The organism is Streptomyces sp. NBC_00234 (assembly GCF_036195325.1).
Classification (GTDB): domain Bacteria; phylum Actinomycetota; class Actinomycetes; order Streptomycetales; family Streptomycetaceae; genus Streptomyces.
The window spans coordinates 3241098-3257914 of sequence record NZ_CP108101.1; the positions used below are offsets into that span (position 1 = coordinate 3241098).

Consider the following 16817-nt stretch of genomic DNA (forward strand, 5'->3'; position numbering starts at 1 on the left):
ACCCCTGGACGTCAGTTACCGGCGGCGTACGAGACGAAGCCCGCCCATGCGCCCGGCCCGAAGGCGAGCCGGGGGCCCTGTACGTCCTTGGAATCGCGGACGTGAACCGTGCCGGGGGCGGAGGCCACCTCTACGCATTCACTGCCGTTACTGCTGTCGCTGTAGCTGCTCTTGAACCACTCAAGCCCGGAGGCTTCCCCGGCAGAGGTCTTGCCGATCATGTCTCTCCCAGCACTTGCTCGATGAAGGCCAGCGACTCCCGTGGGCTGAGAGCCTGGGCCCGGATGATGCCATACCGCAGTTCCAGGATCCGGATCTGCTTCGGATCGGATACCGGGCGGGCGGCGAACGCCCCCTCGGACCTCCCCACCGCCGAACCGTCCCCGAACTTCAGCAGCTGAACGTCTCCGTCTACTCCCGCATGGTCCTCGCGGTCCGTTGGCATCACTTGGATCTCCACGTTCCGCAACTTCCCGACCTCCAGAAGATGTTCAAGCTGTCGGCGCAGCACCATTCTCCCTCCGATGGGCCGTCGGAGCATCACCTCTTCCTGGACGAAGCTCAAAGTCGGAGCAGGCGAACGCTCGAAAATGGACTGCCGGGCCATACGCGCAGACACGGCCAACTCCACCTCGTCCTGTGAGTACGCGGGTCGCCGCATCTCGAACAATGCTTGCGCGTACTCCCTCGTCTGCAACAACCCGTGCGGAGTTCGGCTGCCATACGCCTCCAGCTCGACGGCCTTCGCCTCCAGCTTCGCCAGGTCCCGCACCTTCTTCGGGTACCGGACCTCCGCGACATCCCTCTTCATCGCGGCCAGCTTCCCGCCCGCGCCCAGGACTTCGTCCGCCCTGTCCAGGAACTCCGGGCGGGGAATGCGCCGGCCGCCCTCCACCTTGTAGACCAGGTCCTCGCCGTACCCGATCGCCGCTCCGAACTCCCCCGCCCGCAGGCCCGCCGCCTCGCGCCACGCCTTGATCTGGCGGCCCACCGCCGCGACCACCGCCACTCCCGACTCGTCGTCTGGGTCGACGTCCCAACCGGGCTCGTCCGCCCCGCCGTTCCCGCGCTCCGTACCGTCGCCGTCCACGCTCATACGTGCCCCACTTCCGACCTGCGTGCCGTTCGTCCTCAACCGCCTCTGTTCCCCGCACGTCACGCCGGACAGCCGGGACAGCGCTGGACAAGCCCGGGACAATCGCCGTACGCAAGGGCCTCGTCACTGTTCACCGTACGCAGGCACGGCCACGCTGAGTGACGTGAATCCGCATATCGCCCTCCCTCAACGCCCCGTCGCCACGCGGGCGTTCACCGTGTTGCTCTCCCCCACGCGCCGAGGCGCCAGGCTCGCCCGGCTGCTGGCCGTGGCGCATCTCGACCTCTGGGGGCTTCCCTCGGAGTCGGCCGCGCACATCGTTGCCGAGCTGGCCACGAACGCCACGGTGCACGGGCGCGTACCGGGCCGGGACTTCCGTCTCGAACTCACCGTCCGTCATGGCTCGTTGCTGCGGATCGAGGTCTCCGACACCCGGAGCGAGCGCCTGCCGCCCGGTCCCGGTGCCACCGAGCCGCCCGCCGACGACGCGGAGACCGGGCGGGGTCTGCTCATCGTCGATGCCCTCGCCGACCACTGGGGCGTCATCCCGGGGCCCGTGCCCCGTAAGACCGTCTGGGCCGAAATCACCCTCGTACCGTGAACGCGGCGAAAGCCCCCGGCGACGATGTCGCGGGGGGCTTTCCTCGCGCCCTCAGTCCTTGGGGATGCGAACCGCACACGTGGAGAACGGGTCGTTCTGCACGCACTCGAACAGTGAACTCCACGGGCTGTCGGTGTCCTGGGCGCCCGCCGCCACCGTCTTGTCGCAGGTGGAGTCCGAAAGGCCCCAGAGGGATCCGTCCGGCCAGCCGGCCTGACGCGTGCGGTTCTCCACCGAGTCGAGGCAGCCCTCCGGCGCCTTGAGGCGCTTGAGCTCCTTCACGAGCTCCAGGTACTTGGGGTTCTGAAGCGCGTCGGCCTGCGCGTCCAGCACCTTCTTCGCCTCGTTCCGCTCCTGCGCCAACGAGTCCGGGTTCTGGTACGTCCTCAGCGCGTTGGCGTTCTTCACCACGACCTGCTGGACCTTCTCCCGATCCTTCGGATCCGTCGGCGCCGTCTCGGGATTCTGAACGGCCGCCAGAATCAAGCTGATCAAAGCCAGGATGCGCGTGGCGAACTCCCGGTCGTCCGGCGACGCGTTCGGGTCCGAGAGCGACACCAGGGTGGCGGTGATGAGGTCGGCGATGCGCGAGTACGCGGCGCGGTCCGCCGCCGACGCATTCGGGTCCTGACTGATTCTGATCGCTTCGTTGATCCCCACCGCGATGCGCGTGTACGTGGCCCGGTCGTCCGGCGACGTGTTCGGGTCGCCGACAACCTTCAGCGCTTCGTTGAGCCCTTCCACGTACTGCCGGTAGGCGGCCTTGTCGTCCGGCGACGTATTCGGGTCGTCGATGGCCGCCAGCATCGTGGCCAGCGTCTCCTTCAGCTTCTGCTTCTGTGCCTCCGGGACGTCCAGATCCGCTATCCGCCCCTCCACTTCCTTCTGCAGCTCCGCCGGGGTCAGCTCCGACTTCTCGGGGTCCGTCTGCGGAGACTCGTCCTCCTGGGGCGACTCGGGCTGGGTCTCCTCCGGCTGAGACGACTCGGGCTGGGACGACTCGGGCTGCGGCTCCTGGGGCTGGGGCGACTCCGGCTGAGGCTCCTGCGGCTGCGACTCCTCCGGCTGCGGCTCCTCCGGGGTGGGTGGAGGGGTGGGTTCCGCGGTCGAAGCGTGCGCGAGGACGCCGGGCGCGGCGACAGCGGTGGCCATTCCCGTGGGAACCGCAAGTGCGGCAGCCAGGCAGGAGGCGCCCACGACACGGGAGATCTGCCGCCGAGTGGTTCTGGGCATAGTGATTCCAGGTGGGCTGGGAGCGGTGCCGCGTTGCCCTTTGTGGGCTTGGTCCGTCAGACGGTCCGAGGACCGGAGATCCATAGCTCAACGATTCACAGGCGTTACAAGAACAACTCTTCGCCCCGCCAACTCATCCCGCAACTCGGACGGTCAGTTCTCCGAACTGCCTGGTCAGCGCGTCGGACGTGCTCGTCCCCACCGGGTCGTGGAAATCCACGACCCGGTGGACCGCGACCCGGCGCCTCGCGACATCAAAGACTTAAAGAACCAGGGAAATTACCCCACCCAACCCCACCCACGTCCCCCGGTGGTCACGTCACCCACACGGGTGAGGTTCGCCAACTCAGCTGGATTTCAGGGCGGTTGGCTGGCATATGCTCACGCTCACAACCGCACACATGCGTCGGCCCCCGGCCGGGACTGCAATCCCGATCGAGGGCCTGACCAACGAGGAAGAGAACAGCTTCCCGATGGATACCCAGCAGATTAGCGCGCTCGCGCATGCCATGGCGGAGGTTCCCGGACCTCCCCATCCGTCCGGCGTGACCCACGTCGTGATCCCGCACACCCGGCTGTTCACGGTCATCGGCAACCACCTCGCCCAGCACCGCGGTCTCTCGCTCGTCGCCATCGGGCTGTCCGTGCACATCCAGTCGCTGCCCAGCGGGGCCAGGATCGGCATCAAGGTCCTCGCCACCCGCTTCCCGGAGAGCGAGACCCGCATCGCCTCCGCCCTGCGCGAGCTGGAGCGGCACGGCTATCTGCAACGCACCCGCAGCCGTCTGCCGAGCGGGCGGATCGTCACTCGGACGGTGTCCTTCAACCAGCCGGGCGTCAGCCCGCAGCAGGTACCGGCGGCCACCGCTCCCCCACCTCGGGCGGCGCCTGTCCCCCCGCCGCCCGGGCCCGCACCCGTCCCGGACCAGCCACGCCTGGCCCCGGAGCCGACTCCGCCCCCCGTCCTCGTACCGGCCCCCACCGCGCCCAAGCCCCCGCCACCGCCGCTCCCCCGGCCGGCCGCGCCCACGCCGGAACTGCACAGCGCTGCCGCCGCGCTCCTCGCGGGGCTGCGACGGGACACGCCCCAACTGGTGCTGTCCTCAAGCGATATCGAGCAGCTGGCCCCCGCGGTCGCCACCTGGCTGGAGCGCGACACGCCCCCGGACACGGTCCGCCGCACTCTCACGGCCGATCTGCCGCACCCGCTGAAGCACCCGGCGAAGCTCCTGAAGCACCGCCTCACCGCGCTCCTGCCGCCCCCGCTGCCGGGAGCGTCGGTCTTCACCCCCGTACGCCGTCCTGTCCCCCTCCAGAACTGCGACGGCTGCGACCGCGCCTTCCGCGCCACCGAACCCGGGCACTGCCGCGACTGCCGAATCGATCTGCGGGAGGCCGCCTAGCGTGAACGTGACGGCCCCTGCCTCCGGGCACGGACGAGGGCCGCGCGCCACGCGTCGAGCCGCGGTCCGTTCCCCAGGGCCTGTCCTAGCCGTCTACGGTGATCGGCCGAGCTGGTGAGCCGTCCGCTATGAGTGCACCAAGCAGCCTTGGAAGCCCCGCCGGTCTCAGCAAGTCCGTCGTGGTGGCCAGTTCCTCGGCGGTCCACCATCGGTGTCCTGTGATGGCGGCTCTCTCCACTTCCTCGAACGCAGAGGTGTCGACCGTGAAGGAAGGCACCCGGGCCAGGTAGTAGCGCTGGCGGACTTCGTACGTAATGCCCTCTCGGGTCGTGGTCCATGGACGCCCGCGCCAGACTTCGGGGCCCAGGTCGACGTTGGCCAACCCGGTCTCCTCCCGCAGCTCGCGCAGGGCCGCCTGCTCATGGGTCTCGCCCGGCTCCAGCCCACCGCCGACGGTGAACCAGCGCAGAGAGCCGTCCGTCCGGTTGCTGGCGGAGAAGAGCAGCAGGCGATCGGCATCGTCCAGCAACACCACACGCGCGCTCAGGCGGAGCGGGAGCTTCTCGTCCGGCATCGTCATCGCGCCAGACTAGAGGCCCGAACCGCCCGACATGGTCGCTCCGCTCTTGCGGACTCCTCGTTGCGTCTGACGGTACGTCCGCGCAGGCAGGACGGCCCCCGGCTTGATGCCGGGGGCCGTCGCGCTGTTCTGCGAAGCAGAGTTACGGCAGGTTGCGGGCCATCACGATCCGCTGGACCTGGTTCGTGCCCTCGTAGATCTGCGTGATCTTGGCGTCGCGCATCATGCGCTCCACCGGGTAGTCACGGGTGTAGCCGTAGCCGCCGAGCAGCTGGACCGCGTCCGTGGTGACCTCCATCGCGACGTCCGACGCGAAGCACTTGGCCGCGGCACCGGCGAAGGTGAGGTCGCTGTCGCCGCGCTCCGACTTGGCGGCGGCGGCGTACGTGAGCTGGCGGGCGGCCTCGATCTTCATGGCCATGTCCGCGAGCATGAACTGCACACCCTGGAACTCGGCGATCGGCTTGCCGAACTGCTTGCGCTCCTGGACGTAGCCCTTGGCGTAGTCGAGGGCGCCCTGCGCGACACCGAGCGCCTGGGCCGCGATCGTGATGCGGGTGTGGTCCAGGGTCTTCATCGCGGTGGCGAAGCCCGTGCCCTCCTCGCCGATCATGCGGTCCGCGGGGATGCGGACGTTGTCGAGGTAGACCTCGCGGGTCGGGGAGCCCTTGATGCCGAGCTTCTTCTCCGGGGCACCGAAGGAGACGCCCTCGTCGGACTTCTCGACGACGAAGGCGGAGATGCCCTTCGAGCGCTTGGTCGGGTCGGTGACGGCCATGACCGTGTAGTACTCGGAGACGCCCGCGTTGGTGATCCAGCGCTTCACGCCGTTGAGGACCCAGAAGTCGCCGTCGCGGACGGCCCTGGTCTTCATGCCGGCGGCGTCGGAGCCCGCGTCCGGCTCGGAGAGGCAGTACGAGAACATTCCGTCGCCCTTGGCGAGCGGGCCCAGGTACTTCTTCTTCAGGTCCTCGGAGCCGGAGAGGATCACCGGGAGCGAGCCCAGCTTGTTCACGGCCGGGATGAGGGAGGAGGAGCAGCAGACGCGGGCCACTTCCTCGATGACGATGACCGTGGCGAGGGCGTCGGCACCGGCGCCGCCGTACTCCTCCGGCACGTGGACCGCGTGGAGGTCGGCGGCGACGAGTGCGTCGAGGGCCTCCTGCGGGAAGCGGGCCTCCTCGTCGACCGCTGCCGCGTACGGGGCGATCTTCGCTTCGGCGAGCGAGCGGACCGTCTCGCGGAGCATGTCGTGCTCCTCCGCCGGACGGTACAGGTCGAAATCGGTCGAACCCGCCAAGACTCTCACTCCCCAAATGTGCTAACTACCGTTAAGTAACCCCAATTTTAGTGGGCCGACCCTGCAATGGCATACGCAACCGACGCGTGAGCTTGACGACAGGGGTGGGGCAAAAGGTGCAGGTAGGGGACGGGTGCGGGAAAGGGCCGGTCAAAGGGCCCGACTATGCTCGGTCCGCACGCCCGTCCGTATCTCCCAGGAGCACTCGATGGCCCTCAAGATCACCGTGATCGGCACCGGCTACCTCGGCGCCACCCACGCCGCGGCCATGGCGGAGCTGGGCTTCGACGTCCTGGGGCTCGACGTCGTGCCGGAGAAGATCGAGATGCTCTCGGCCGGCAAGGTGCCGATGTACGAGCCGGGCCTCGAAGAGATCCTGCGCAAGCACGTCGCGGGCATCGAGGGATCGACCGGGCGGCTGCGCTTCACCACCTCCTGGGAAGAGGTCGGCGCGTTCGGCGACGTCCACTTCGTCTGTGTGAACACTCCGCAGAAGCACGGCGAGTACGCCTGCGACATGAGCTACGTGGACAGCGCCTTCGAGTCGCTCGCACCCCAGCTGACCCGCCCTGCCCTCGTCGTCGGGAAGTCCACCGTGCCGGTGGGCTCCGCCGCACGGCTCGCGGCACGGCTGGCCGAGCTGTCGCCGGTGGGCACCGACGCGGAGCTGGCGTGGAACCCGGAGTTCCTGCGGGAGGGCTTCGCCGTCCAGGACACCCTGCACCCGGACCGGATCGTCGTCGGGGTGGAGAGCGAGCGGGCCGAGAAGCTGCTGCGCGAGGTCTACGCCGGACCGGTCGGGGAAGGGTCGCCGTTCGTCGTCACGGACTACCCGACCGCCGAGCTGGTGAAGACGTCCGCGAACTCCTTCCTCGCGACCAAGATCTCGTTCATCAACGCGATGGCCGAGGTCTGCGAAGCGGCCGACGGCGACGTCGTGAAGCTGGCCGAGGCCATCGGCCACGACGAGCGGATCGGGAAGAAGTTCCTGCGGGCCGGCATCGGCTTCGGCGGTGGCTGTCTGCCCAAGGACATCCGGGCGTTCATGGCCCGTGCGGGCGAGCTGGGCGCGGACCAGGCACTGACGTTCCTGCGTGAGGTCGACTCGATCAACATGCGGCGCCGCGGGCACATGGTCGAGCTGGCCCGGGAGGCCGTGGGCGGAGGCTCGTTCCTGGGGCAGCGGGTCGCGGTGCTCGGCGCCACGTTCAAGCCGGACTCCGACGACGTACGGGACTCGCCGGCGCTCAACGTGGCCGGTCAGATCCACCTTCAGGGCGGCCAGGTCACGGTGTACGACCCGAAGGGCATGGACAACGCGCGGCGGCTGTTCCCCACCCTGGCCTACGCGGACTCGGCGCTCGACGCCGTCCGCGGAGCGGATGTGGTGCTGCACCTCACCGAGTGGCGCGCCTTCCGCGAGCTGGACCCGGCGGAGCTGGGCGAAGTGGCGTCGCGGCGGATCATTCTGGACGGGCGCAACGCACTGGACCCGGCGCTGTGGCGCGAGGCCGGCTGGACGTACCGGGCCATGGGGCGCCCGAAGGCGTGACGGGGGCCGGGTCGGTGTGGGCGCTTCTGTCCTCGATCGCCGGACGGGCTTGATTTGGCTGCTCATTGCCCGACAGCGCGGGTGGACGAGCTGATGTGCGGGCAGACACGCCGATTCGGCCGTTGCTCGTGAACGCGCAAGCGCCGGACGGGCTGGGAACGGCCCGTCCGGCGGTTGCGGGATGGATGCGCTAGCCCACCGCGTCGAGTTCCTCGATCGTGGCCGTGCTCGGGGGTCTGCGGAGGCGGGTCGCCCGGCCGGTGAATTCCGCTTCCCTCATGACCCGCGCCGCGTTGCCCCACGTGAGGCCCGCGATCTCGGACTCCGTCCAGTCGCGGTCCAGCAGCTCCGCGATCAGATGGGGGTAGCCCGAGACGTCCGTGAGCGTCGTGGCGTGCTCGGTGCCCGTGTCGTAGGCGGCGCCGAGGCCGACGCAGTCCGGGCCCGCCAGGTCGCGTACCCGGTCCAGATGGTCGGCGACGTCGTGAATCGTGGCCTCCGCGTGCGGGCGGGCGACCTGGTCGGCGGCGAAGCTGACCATGCAGATGCCGTTGTTGTCGCGCAGCATGCGCAGCACGTCGTCGGGGACGTTCCACGGGTGGTCGGTGAGTCCGCGGGCCGCCGAGTGCGAGAAGACCACCGGCGCCTTGGCCACGGTGAGCGTCCGGCGCATCGTCCCGGGGGACGCCCCGGTGAGGTCGGCGAGGATGCCGAGCCGGTTCATCTCCCGTACGACCTCCTGGCCGAAGCGGGTCAGCCCGTCCTCGCCCTCGGTCCAGCGGGTACCGGCGAGCGTGATGCTCCGTACGCCGAGGGCGTGGAACGCCCGCAGCGTGCCGAGCGACTCGTCGAGGGCGTGGCCCGAGACCGGGCCGAGCAGTGCGGCGACCCGACCGCAGTTGCGGGCCTGGGACATCTCGGCGCTGCCGTGTGCCAGGCGCAGTGCCTCGGGGTACTGGGCGACGAGCGCGCCGACCAGGTCGATCCGGTCGAGCGTGCCACTCACCGCGCGGTCACCGAGGTGATCCGCAGGGACCTGAAGGGACCAGAACTGGGCGCCGACCCCGCCGGCGCGGAGCCGGGGCACGTCGGTGTCCAGGGACTCCTCACCGAGTTCGAGATCGCACCAGGGGACGGAGCGCACGGCGTGCGCCAGTCCGTTGTGGCCGTCGACGACGGGGTGGAGCGCCAGCAGTTCACGGGCGCGAGCCAGCGGGTCGGGCGGCGAGGGGGACGGGGGTGGCGCTGAGGCCGGTGGGACGGGTGCGGGAGTGTCGGATGGGAGAGGGGATATGTGCGCGAGGTCCGCTTCGAGTGTGCCGACCGCGGTGGCGGTTGCGGCATCGTCCTGCAGATCTGCCATGAGATGACTCCGTGTTTCGGCGGCAGTAAAGCCACCGTTTCACGGTCACGGCAGGGGGTCGCGGCACGTTGCTGCGTTCGGGGTACGGGCCCGGGTGCGCCCGGGTCCGTACCCCGGACGTCTCAGAGCCCGCGCCCGTCCACTTCGTCGATCGTGGCGTGGGAGGGGCCGTAGCGGGCGCTGAGGTCGCGGGCGACGGCCTCCGCGTCGCGCAGCACCCGCACCGCGTTCCGCCAGGTCAGCTTGGCGAGGTCGGCGTCGGACCAGCCGCGGCCGAGGAGCTCCGCGATCAGGTTCGGGTAGCCGGAGACGTCCCGCAGGCCCTCCGGGAGGAAGGCGGTGCCGTCGTAGTCGCCGCCGATGCCGATGTGGTTGATGCCGGCGACCTCGCGCATGTGGTCGAGGTGGTCGGCGATCGTGGCGACGGTGGCCTCGGGGCGGGGGTAGGCCGCCTCGAAGTCGGCGTGCACGCGCATGGCGGCCGAGGTGGTGTCCAGGTGGTGCAGGCCGTGCTCGCGCATGTTGCGGTCGGCGGCCAGAGTCCAGGCGACGGCTGCCGGGAGGACGAACTTCGGCACGAAGGTCGCCATGGCCACGCCGCCGTTGGCGGGGAGCTGTGCCAGCACGTCGTCGGGGATGTTGCGCGGGTGGTCGCAGATCGCGCGGGCCGAGGAGTGCGAGAAGATCACCGGCGCGGTGGAGGTGGCGAGCGCCTGGCGCATGGTCGTGGCCGCCACGTGCGAGAGGTCGACCAGCATGCCGATGCGGTTCATCTCGCGTACGACCTCGCGGCCGAACGCCGACAGGCCACCGACGCGCGGGACGTCGGTCGCCGAGTCCGCCCAGTCGATGTTGTCGTTGTGCGTCAGCGTCATGTAGCGCACGCCGAGGGTGTGCAGGGCGCGCAGGGTGCCCAGCGAGTTGTTGATGGAGTGGCCGCCCTCGGCACCCATCAGGGAGGCGATCCGGCCCTCGGCGCGGGCGGTCTCCATGTCGTCGGCGGTCAGGGCGCGCCGCAGGTCCGCGGGGTAGCGGGCCAGCAGCTCGGCGACGACGTCGATCTGTTCGAGGGTGGCGCTGACGGCGGCGTCACCGGCGAGGTCGCTGCGGACGTAGACCGACCAGAACTGGGCCCCGACCCCGCCGGCGCGCAGCCGGGGGATGTCGGTGTGCAGGGTGCCGGTCAGGTCGGTGGCGATGTCGCGTGCGTCCAGGTCGTAGCCGACCTGCTCGCGCAGCGCCCACGGCAGGTCGTTGTGGCCGTCGACGACGGGGTGGACGGCGAGGAGCTCCCGGGCCCGGTCCAGATAGTCCACGGTGCCCTACTTCCCGAAGCCGAAGGAGTCGGAGCCCTCGACCTTGGCCCGAAGCCGTTTCCCCTTCTCTGTGGCCTGGTCGTTCAGCTCCTGCTGGAAGTCCTTCATCCGGCCCAGCAGCTCGCTGTCGTGGGCGGCGAGGATGCGTGCGGCGAGCAGACCCGCGTTGCGCGCGCCCCCGATGGAGACGGTGGCGACCGGGACTCCGGCGGGCATCTGCACGATGGACATGAGGCTGTCCATGCCGTCCAGGTACTTCAGCGGGACGGGGACGCCGATGACGGGCAGCGGGGTCACGGAGGCGAGCATGCCGGGCAGGTGGGCCGCGCCGCCGGCGCCCGCGATGATCGCCTTGAGCCCGCGGTCGGCGGCCTGCTCGCCGTACGCGATCATCTCGCGGGCCATGCGGTGGGCGGAGACGACGTCGACCTCGTAGGGGATCTCGAACTCGTCGAGGGCCTTCGCGGCTGCTTCCATGACGGGCCAGTCGGAATCCGAGCCCATGACGATGCCGATGACAGGGGCGGTACCGGGGGAGGTCATTCGGTGATTGTTCCTCGCAGGTAGTCGGCCGCGTGCCGGGCGCGCTCCCGCACGTCCGCCAGGTCGTCGCCGTAGGTGTTGACGTGTCCGACCTTGCGGCCGGGCTTCACGTCCTTGCCGTACATGTGGATCTTGAGCTGCGGGTCGCGGGCCATGCAGTGCAGGTATGCCTGGTACATGTCCGGGTAGTCCCCGCCGAGGACGTTGCACATGACCGTCCACGTGGCGCGCGGGCGCGGGTCGCCGAGCGGGAGGTCCAGGACGGCTCGCACGTGGTTGGCGAACTGCGAGGTGATCGCACCGTCCTGGGTCCAGTGCCCGGAGTTGTGCGGGCGCATCGCCAGTTCGTTGACCAGGATGCGGCCGTCCGCCGTCTCGAAGAGCTCGACGGCGAGGTGGCCGACGACTCCGAGTTCGGCGGCGATACGGAGGGCGAGCTGCTGGGCCTCGCCGGCGAGGCGCTCGTCCAGCTCGGGGGCCGGGGCGATGACCGTGTCGCAGACGCCGTCGACCTGGATCGACTCGACGACCGGGTAGGCGACGGCCTGGCCGTGCGGCGAGCGGACGATGTTGGCCGCCAGCTCCCGTACGAAGTCGACCTTCTCCTCGGCGAGGACGGCGACACCGGCGCGGAACGGCTCGGCGGCGTCCTCCTCGGAGCGCACGACCCACACGCCCTTGCCGTCGTAGCCGCCGCGGACCGTCTTGAGGATCACGGGGAAGCCCCCGACCTCGGCCGCGAAGGCCGCGGCGTCGGCCGGGTCCCGCACGATGCGGTGGCGGGGGCAGGGCGCGCCGATCTCGGTGAGCTTGGCACGCATCACCCCCTTGTCCTGGGCGTGCACCAGGGCGTCGGGGCCGGGGCGCACGGGGATACCGTCCGCCTCCAGGGCCCGCAGATGCTCCGTCGGCACGTGCTCGTGATCGAAGGTGATCACGTCGCAACCGCGCGCGAAGGCTCGCAGCGTGTCCAGGTCGCGATAGTCGCCGATGACGACTTCGCTCACCACCTGGGCCGCCGAGTCCTGAGGGGTGTCACTGAGGAGCTTGAATTTCAGGCCGAGGGGGATACCCGCCTCGTGGGTCATACGGGCGAGCTGACCGCCGCCGACCATGCCGACTACCGGGAACGTCACCCCTCCAGAGTATCCGCCGCCACGGGACTCCCGGGACGGCGGACCAGCGGTGCCCCGAACGTGCGCGCACGTCACAGGATCGCCACCCTCCCCAGCGCTCAGAGGCGTCACACAAGAGGGCTGGATAGCATGGCCGGGTTGACGAAACCGAACGGACGGGGCTGAGCGATCACCATGGACGAACGTGGCGCCTTGCGATCCCGCGTCGAGCGGCTGGGCCGGGAGGTCGCCAAGTTCGGCGCGGTCGGCGCGGTCGGGGTCCTGGTCAACATCGGCGTCTCCAACCTGATCTGGCGCACCACGGACATTCCGGTGGTCCGGGCCGGCCTCATGGCGACCTGCGTGGCCATCCTCTTCAACTACGTGGGCTTCCGTTACTGGACCTACCGCGACCGCGACAAGAGCGGCCGGACGCGGGAGCTGATGCTCTTCCTCGCGTTCAGCGCCGTGGGTGCGGTGATCGAGGTCGGTGTGCTGTACGCGGCGACGTACTGGTTCGGCTGGGACACCCCGCTCCAGAACAACATCTTCAAGATCGTCGGCATCGGGATCGCCACGCTGTTCCGGTTCTGGTCGTACCGCACCTGGGTGTTCAGGGCGCTGCCTGCCAAAGAGACCGTGCTGAACGCGGAGAGCTTTCTGAAGCAGGACCGCGTGGAGGCGGTCCCTCCGGCAGGGCCCGTTCCGCTGGTGCAGCAGGTGACGCGGACGGAGCCCGACCCCGCCCACCAGTAGGCCGCGGGGCGCCCGGAGACGGGCCGCGGTCAGCGCACCGGGCGGTCCGGGTCCTTGCGCTTCCTGGCCACCCTGCTGAGGAAGAGGGCGAAGACCGGGGGCTGCTGCTGGAGCAGTTCGAGCCGCCCGCCGTCCGCCTCCGCGAGGTCCCTGGCGACGGCGAGGCCGATCCCCGTCGAGTTGCGGCCACTGATGGTGCGCTCGAAGATCCGCGCACCGAGGTCGGCGGGTACACCGGGCCCCTCGTCCGTCACCTCGACGACCACCTGGTTGCCCGTGACGCGGGTACGCAGGGCGACGGTACCGCCCCCGTGCATCAGCGAGTTCTCGATCAGCGCGGCGAGCACCTGGGCCACCGCACCGGGAGTGCCGACGGCCCGCAGCCCGTGCTTGCCGGAGCAGACGACGGCACGGCCCGCGCTGCGGTAGGCGGGCCGCCACTCCTCGATCTGCTGCTTGATGATCTCGTCGAGATCGAAGACGACGGCGGAGCCGGTGCGCGGATCTCGGGAGTTCGTCAGCAGCCGCTCCACCACGTCGGTCAGCCGCTCGACCTGGGTCAGGGCGATGTTGGCCTCCTCCTTCACCGTTTCCAGGTCGTCGGTGACGGAGATCTCCTCGATCCGCATGGAGAGTGCGGTGAGCGGGGTGCGGAGCTGGTGGGAGGCGTCGGCGGCGAGGCGCCGTTCCGCCGTCAGCATCCGGGCGATCCGTTCGGCGGAGGAGTCGAGGACGTCGGCGACGCGGTCCAGCTCCGGGACCCCGTACCGCTTGTGGCGGGGGCGGGGGTCGCCGGATCCGAGGCGTTCGGCCGTCTCGGCGAGGTCGGTCAGCGGTGAGGCCAGCCGGTTGGCCTGGCGTACGGCGAGGAGCACCGCGGAGACGATCGCGAGCAGCGCCACCGCGCCGATGATCAGCAGGGTGCGGCCGAGCTCGCGGGTGACGGCCGAACGGGACTCCTCGACCGTGACCTTCTCGCCCTGCTCCCCCGTCGCCGTACTGCGGATGACGCTGCCGCCGGGGCGCTCACCGACCTCGATGGGGGCCCGGCCGGGGATCTCGACCCGTGCGTAGCGGTCGGAGTCGACCTGCTCGGCCAGTACGCCCGTGGTGATCCGCTCCTCGCCGAGGAGCCTGCTGTCGACGACGCTGATCAGCCGCAGCGCCTCGGAGTCGACGCTCTCCTGGGCGCTGGCGCTGATGGTGCGGGTCTCCACGATGACGAGGGAGACGCCGAAGACGGCGATCACCACGAGCACCACGGCGAGCGTGGAATTGATCAGTCGGCGGCGCATGACTGTCTCTGTACGTCAGCTCTTCTCGAACCGGAAGCCGACGCCCCGCACCGTCGCGATGTAGCGGGGATTGGCGGCGTCGTCCCCGAGCTTCTTGCGGAGCCAGGAGATGTGCATGTCGAGCGTCTTGGTGGAGGACCACCAGGTCGTGTCCCAGACCTCGCGCATGAGCTGGTCGCGGGTGACGACCCGGCCGGCGTCCCGGACCAGGACGCGCAGCAGATCGAATTCCTTGGCGGTGAGCTGCAGTTCCTCGTCACCCATCCAGGCCCGGTGCGACTCGACGTCGATCCGGACGCCGTGGGTGGCGGGCTGCACGGCGGGCTCGGTGGCACCGCGGCGCAGCAGGGCGCGGACCCGGGCCAGGAGCTCGGCGAGGCGGAAGGGCTTGGTGACGTAGTCGTCGGCTCCGGCGTCGAGACCGACCACGGTGTCGACCTCGTCGGCGCGGGCGGTCAGCACCAGGATCGGCACGGCGAGTCCGTCGCCACGCAGCCGGCGGGCGACTTCGAGGCCGTCCATCCCTGGCAGTCCCAGGTCGAGCACCACGAGATCGATGCCGCCCTGGAGGCCGGCGTCCAGCGCGGTCGGGCCGTCCTGTCGGACTTCGACCTCGTAACCCTCCCGACGCAGTGCGCGGGCCAGCGGCTCCGAGATGGATGCGTCGTCCTCGGCGAGCAGTACACGGGTCATGGGGTGATGGTAGTCCGCACGGAGGGCGCGGGGTGAGGTGCTCATGAAGCCCTGGGTACCTGGGAAGGAAACTCTCTGTAAGCCTTTGAATCTGGGAGCATGGTTCCAACATCACCTGTGATCCATGTCTCAAGTCCTTTCATATGCCGCAGTGTCGTGTCGTAAGGTGTCTCGACGCCTGATGCACTACTGAAGGACCTTTGCGCCTGTTTGAGCGAAAAGGGTCACTTTCTGTGCGGGCCGGTACCCGCCGGCCTCAAGGTGAATGACCTGTGGGCCGGGCCCGGTGCGTTCGCGTACCGGGTGTGGATCCCGATGCGGTCGGCTCCCGGCTCCGGCATCGACTCCGTACGGAGAGCGGTGGCCCGGGCCAGTCCCCTTCGAGTGGAGGGGTGGGGCACGTCCGCGCCGGTGCCGGCCACCCCCCACCGGGCGCGTAACGCTCACGAGGCGACGCGTCCCGACCAGCAAGGATCGACCATGGCTTCCAGCCTGACGAAGGATGCTGCCGGCACGACCGGCGGCAAGACCTTCTTCGGCCACCCCCGCGGCCTGGCCACTCTCTTCATGACGGAGATGTGGGAGCGCTTCAGCTACTACGGAATGCGCGCACTCCTCCCGCTCTACCTGATCGCCCCCAACGGGCTCGACATGGACGCGGGTACGGCCACCGCGATCTACTCGGTCTACCTGTCCCTGGTCTACCTGCTCGCCATGCCCGGCGGCTGGTTCGGTGACCGCGTCTGGGGTCCGCGCAAGACCGTCGCCATCGCCGGTGGCGTGATCATGATCGGTCACCTGACGCTGGCGCTGCCGTCCGAGGGCACCTTCTTCGCCGGCCTCGGCCTGGTGGCGATCGGCTCCGGTCTGCTGAAGTCCAACATCTCGACGATGGTCGGCCACCTCTACGACGGCCCGGACGACCCGCGCCGCGACGGTGGCTTCACGATCTTCTACATGGGCATCAACATGGGTGCCTTCGCGGCGCCGCTGATCATCGGCACCGTCGGTGAGAACGTCAACTGGCACCTGGGCTTCGCCCTCGCCGCGCTCGGCATGGGTCTGGGCGTCGCCCAGTTCCTGCTCGGCACGCGCCACCTGAACGAGCGCAGCCTCGTCGTCCCGAAGCCGCTCGACGCGGCCGAGCGCGCCTCGACCCTGCGCAAGGCCATGATCTGGATGGGCGTCGCCGCCGTCTTCTACATCGGCACGGTCGTCACCGGCGTCTACACGCTCAACTGGCTGCTGGTCCCGATCACCGTCGCCGGTCTGGTCATCCCGGTGGTCGTCCTGGCGCGCATCAAGCGCGACAAGGAGCTCAGCACCGCCGAGCAGTCGAAGATGTCCGGCTACATCTGGTTCTTCGTCGCCGCCGCCATCTTCTGGATGATCTACGACCAGGGCGGTTCGACGCTGGCGATCTTCGCCGAGTCCTCGGCCGACAACTCGGTCCTCGGCTGGGAGTTCCCGGTCTCCTGGTACCAGTCGGTCAACCCGGTCCTGATCATGGCGCTGGCCCCGATCTTCGCCGCCTTCTGGCTGGCGCTGAACCGGCGGGGCAAGGAGCCGAGCACGATCGTGAAGTTCAGCTCCGGTCTGGTGCTGGTCGGTGCGTCGTTCTTCGTCTTCCTGATGCCGCTGACGATCGCGGGCGACGGCCACAAGGCCGCCGCGATGTGGCTGGTCGCGATCTACTTCATCCAGACCGTCGCCGAGCTGACGCTCTCCCCGGTCGGTCTCTCCGTGACCACGAAGATGGCTCCGGCCAAGTACGCCAGCCAGATGATGGGTGTCTGGTTCCTGGCCGTCACGGCCGGTGACTGCACCACGGGTCTGCTGTCCATCGCCGGGGTCGACCTCAACGGCACAGGGGTGGTCGCTCTGCAGGCCGCCCTCGCGGTGATGGCCGGTGTCGCGATCTTCATGTACCGCGGCAAGGTCAAGCAGCTCATGGGCAACGTGCGCTGACCC

General features: G+C 69.6%; 16 protein-coding genes. 5 read left to right on the forward strand and 11 right to left on the reverse strand.

Going from position 1 to position 16817, the window contains the following annotated elements:
- Window positions 1–11 precede the first annotated feature (11 nt).
- Both OG230_RS14000 and OG230_RS14005 read right to left on the reverse strand, forming a co-directional pair.
- A complete protein-coding gene (locus tag OG230_RS14000) occupies window positions 12–221 on the reverse strand; it encodes a DUF397 domain-containing protein (RefSeq protein WP_328910527.1) in 210 nt (69 codons plus the stop codon).
- Window positions 218–1096, reverse strand: a complete 879-nt coding sequence (locus OG230_RS14005) for a helix-turn-helix domain-containing protein (protein ID WP_328910528.1) — start codon at window positions 1094–1096, stop codon at window positions 218–220. The genes OG230_RS14000 and OG230_RS14005 overlap by 4 nt, the downstream gene beginning before the upstream one ends.
- A gap of 163 nt (window positions 1097–1259) precedes the next feature.
- Here OG230_RS14005 and OG230_RS14010 point away from each other — a divergent pair, with 163 nt between their 5' ends.
- Complete coding sequence (locus OG230_RS14010) at window positions 1260–1697, forward strand: ATP-binding protein (protein WP_328910529.1); 438 nt, start codon at window positions 1260–1262, stop codon at window positions 1695–1697.
- Between the two features lie 51 nt (window positions 1698–1748).
- Here OG230_RS14010 and OG230_RS14015 read toward each other — a convergent pair whose 3' ends face one another.
- Window positions 1749–2930 (reverse strand): hypothetical protein, encoded by a 1182-nt coding sequence (locus OG230_RS14015; protein ID WP_328910530.1) that lies wholly within the window; start codon window positions 2928–2930, stop codon window positions 1749–1751.
- 473 nt (window positions 2931–3403) lie between these two features.
- Between OG230_RS14015 and OG230_RS14020 the strand changes: the two genes are divergently transcribed.
- The gene (locus OG230_RS14020) at window positions 3404–4333 is read left to right on the forward strand and encodes a hypothetical protein (protein WP_328911395.1); all 930 of its coding nucleotides are present in this window, start codon (window positions 3404–3406) and stop codon (window positions 4331–4333) included.
- Window positions 4334–4418: 85 nt separating this feature from the next.
- On the opposite strand, the gene OG230_RS14025 is transcribed toward OG230_RS14020, so the two are convergent.
- Both OG230_RS14025 and OG230_RS14030 read right to left on the reverse strand, forming a co-directional pair.
- Window positions 4419–4913, reverse strand: coding sequence for an NUDIX hydrolase (locus OG230_RS14025; RefSeq protein ID WP_328910531.1), 495 nt, complete (start codon window positions 4911–4913; stop codon window positions 4419–4421).
- Window positions 4914–5055: 142 nt separating this feature from the next.
- Entirely contained in the window at window positions 5056–6213 is a 1158-nt protein-coding gene (locus OG230_RS14030) for an acyl-CoA dehydrogenase (protein ID WP_328910532.1), read from the reverse strand.
- A 208-nt stretch (window positions 6214–6421) separates the two neighbouring features.
- Between OG230_RS14030 and OG230_RS14035 the strand changes: the two genes are divergently transcribed.
- Window positions 6422–7765 carry a UDP-glucose dehydrogenase family protein gene (locus OG230_RS14035; protein ID WP_328910533.1) on the forward strand — a complete coding sequence of 448 codons (1344 nt, stop codon included), beginning with the start codon at window positions 6422–6424 and terminating at the stop codon, window positions 7763–7765.
- Between the two features lie 190 nt (window positions 7766–7955).
- On the opposite strand, the gene OG230_RS14040 is transcribed toward OG230_RS14035, so the two are convergent.
- From OG230_RS14040 to OG230_RS14055, 4 genes are all read right to left on the reverse strand, one after another.
- Window positions 7956–9128 carry a dipeptidase gene (locus OG230_RS14040; protein ID WP_328910534.1) on the reverse strand — a complete coding sequence of 391 codons (1173 nt, stop codon included), beginning with the start codon at window positions 9126–9128 and terminating at the stop codon, window positions 7956–7958.
- A gap of 122 nt (window positions 9129–9250) precedes the next feature.
- Window positions 9251–10444, reverse strand: coding sequence for a dipeptidase (locus OG230_RS14045; RefSeq protein WP_328910535.1), 1194 nt, complete (start codon window positions 10442–10444; stop codon window positions 9251–9253).
- 6 nt (window positions 10445–10450) lie between these two features.
- Window positions 10451–10987, reverse strand: coding sequence for a 5-(carboxyamino)imidazole ribonucleotide mutase (gene purE / locus OG230_RS14050; RefSeq protein ID WP_328910536.1), 537 nt, complete (start codon window positions 10985–10987; stop codon window positions 10451–10453).
- Complete coding sequence (locus OG230_RS14055; protein ID WP_328910537.1) at window positions 10984–12123, reverse strand: 5-(carboxyamino)imidazole ribonucleotide synthase; 1140 nt, start codon at window positions 12121–12123, stop codon at window positions 10984–10986. The genes purE and OG230_RS14055 overlap by 4 nt, the downstream gene beginning before the upstream one ends.
- A gap of 174 nt (window positions 12124–12297) precedes the next feature.
- Here OG230_RS14055 and OG230_RS14060 point away from each other — a divergent pair, with 174 nt between their 5' ends.
- On the forward strand, window positions 12298–12858 hold the full coding sequence (locus OG230_RS14060; RefSeq protein WP_328910538.1) for a GtrA family protein: 561 nt from the start codon (window positions 12298–12300) through the stop codon (window positions 12856–12858).
- A 29-nt stretch (window positions 12859–12887) separates the two neighbouring features.
- Here the strand turns inward: OG230_RS14060 and OG230_RS14065 are convergent, their stop codons facing one another.
- Together OG230_RS14065 and OG230_RS14070 are read right to left on the reverse strand one after the other, a co-directional pair.
- The gene (locus OG230_RS14065) at window positions 12888–14153 is read right to left on the reverse strand and encodes an ATP-binding protein (RefSeq protein ID WP_328910539.1); all 1266 of its coding nucleotides are present in this window, start codon (window positions 14151–14153) and stop codon (window positions 12888–12890) included.
- A 15-nt stretch (window positions 14154–14168) separates the two neighbouring features.
- On the reverse strand, window positions 14169–14846 hold the full coding sequence (locus OG230_RS14070) for a response regulator transcription factor (protein ID WP_328910540.1): 678 nt from the start codon (window positions 14844–14846) through the stop codon (window positions 14169–14171).
- Between the two features lie 480 nt (window positions 14847–15326).
- On the opposite strand from OG230_RS14070, the gene OG230_RS14075 reads away from it, so the two are divergent.
- Window positions 15327–16814, forward strand: coding sequence for an oligopeptide:H+ symporter (locus OG230_RS14075; protein ID WP_328910541.1), 1488 nt, complete (start codon window positions 15327–15329; stop codon window positions 16812–16814).
- The last annotated feature ends 3 nt before the right edge of the window (window positions 16815–16817 follow it).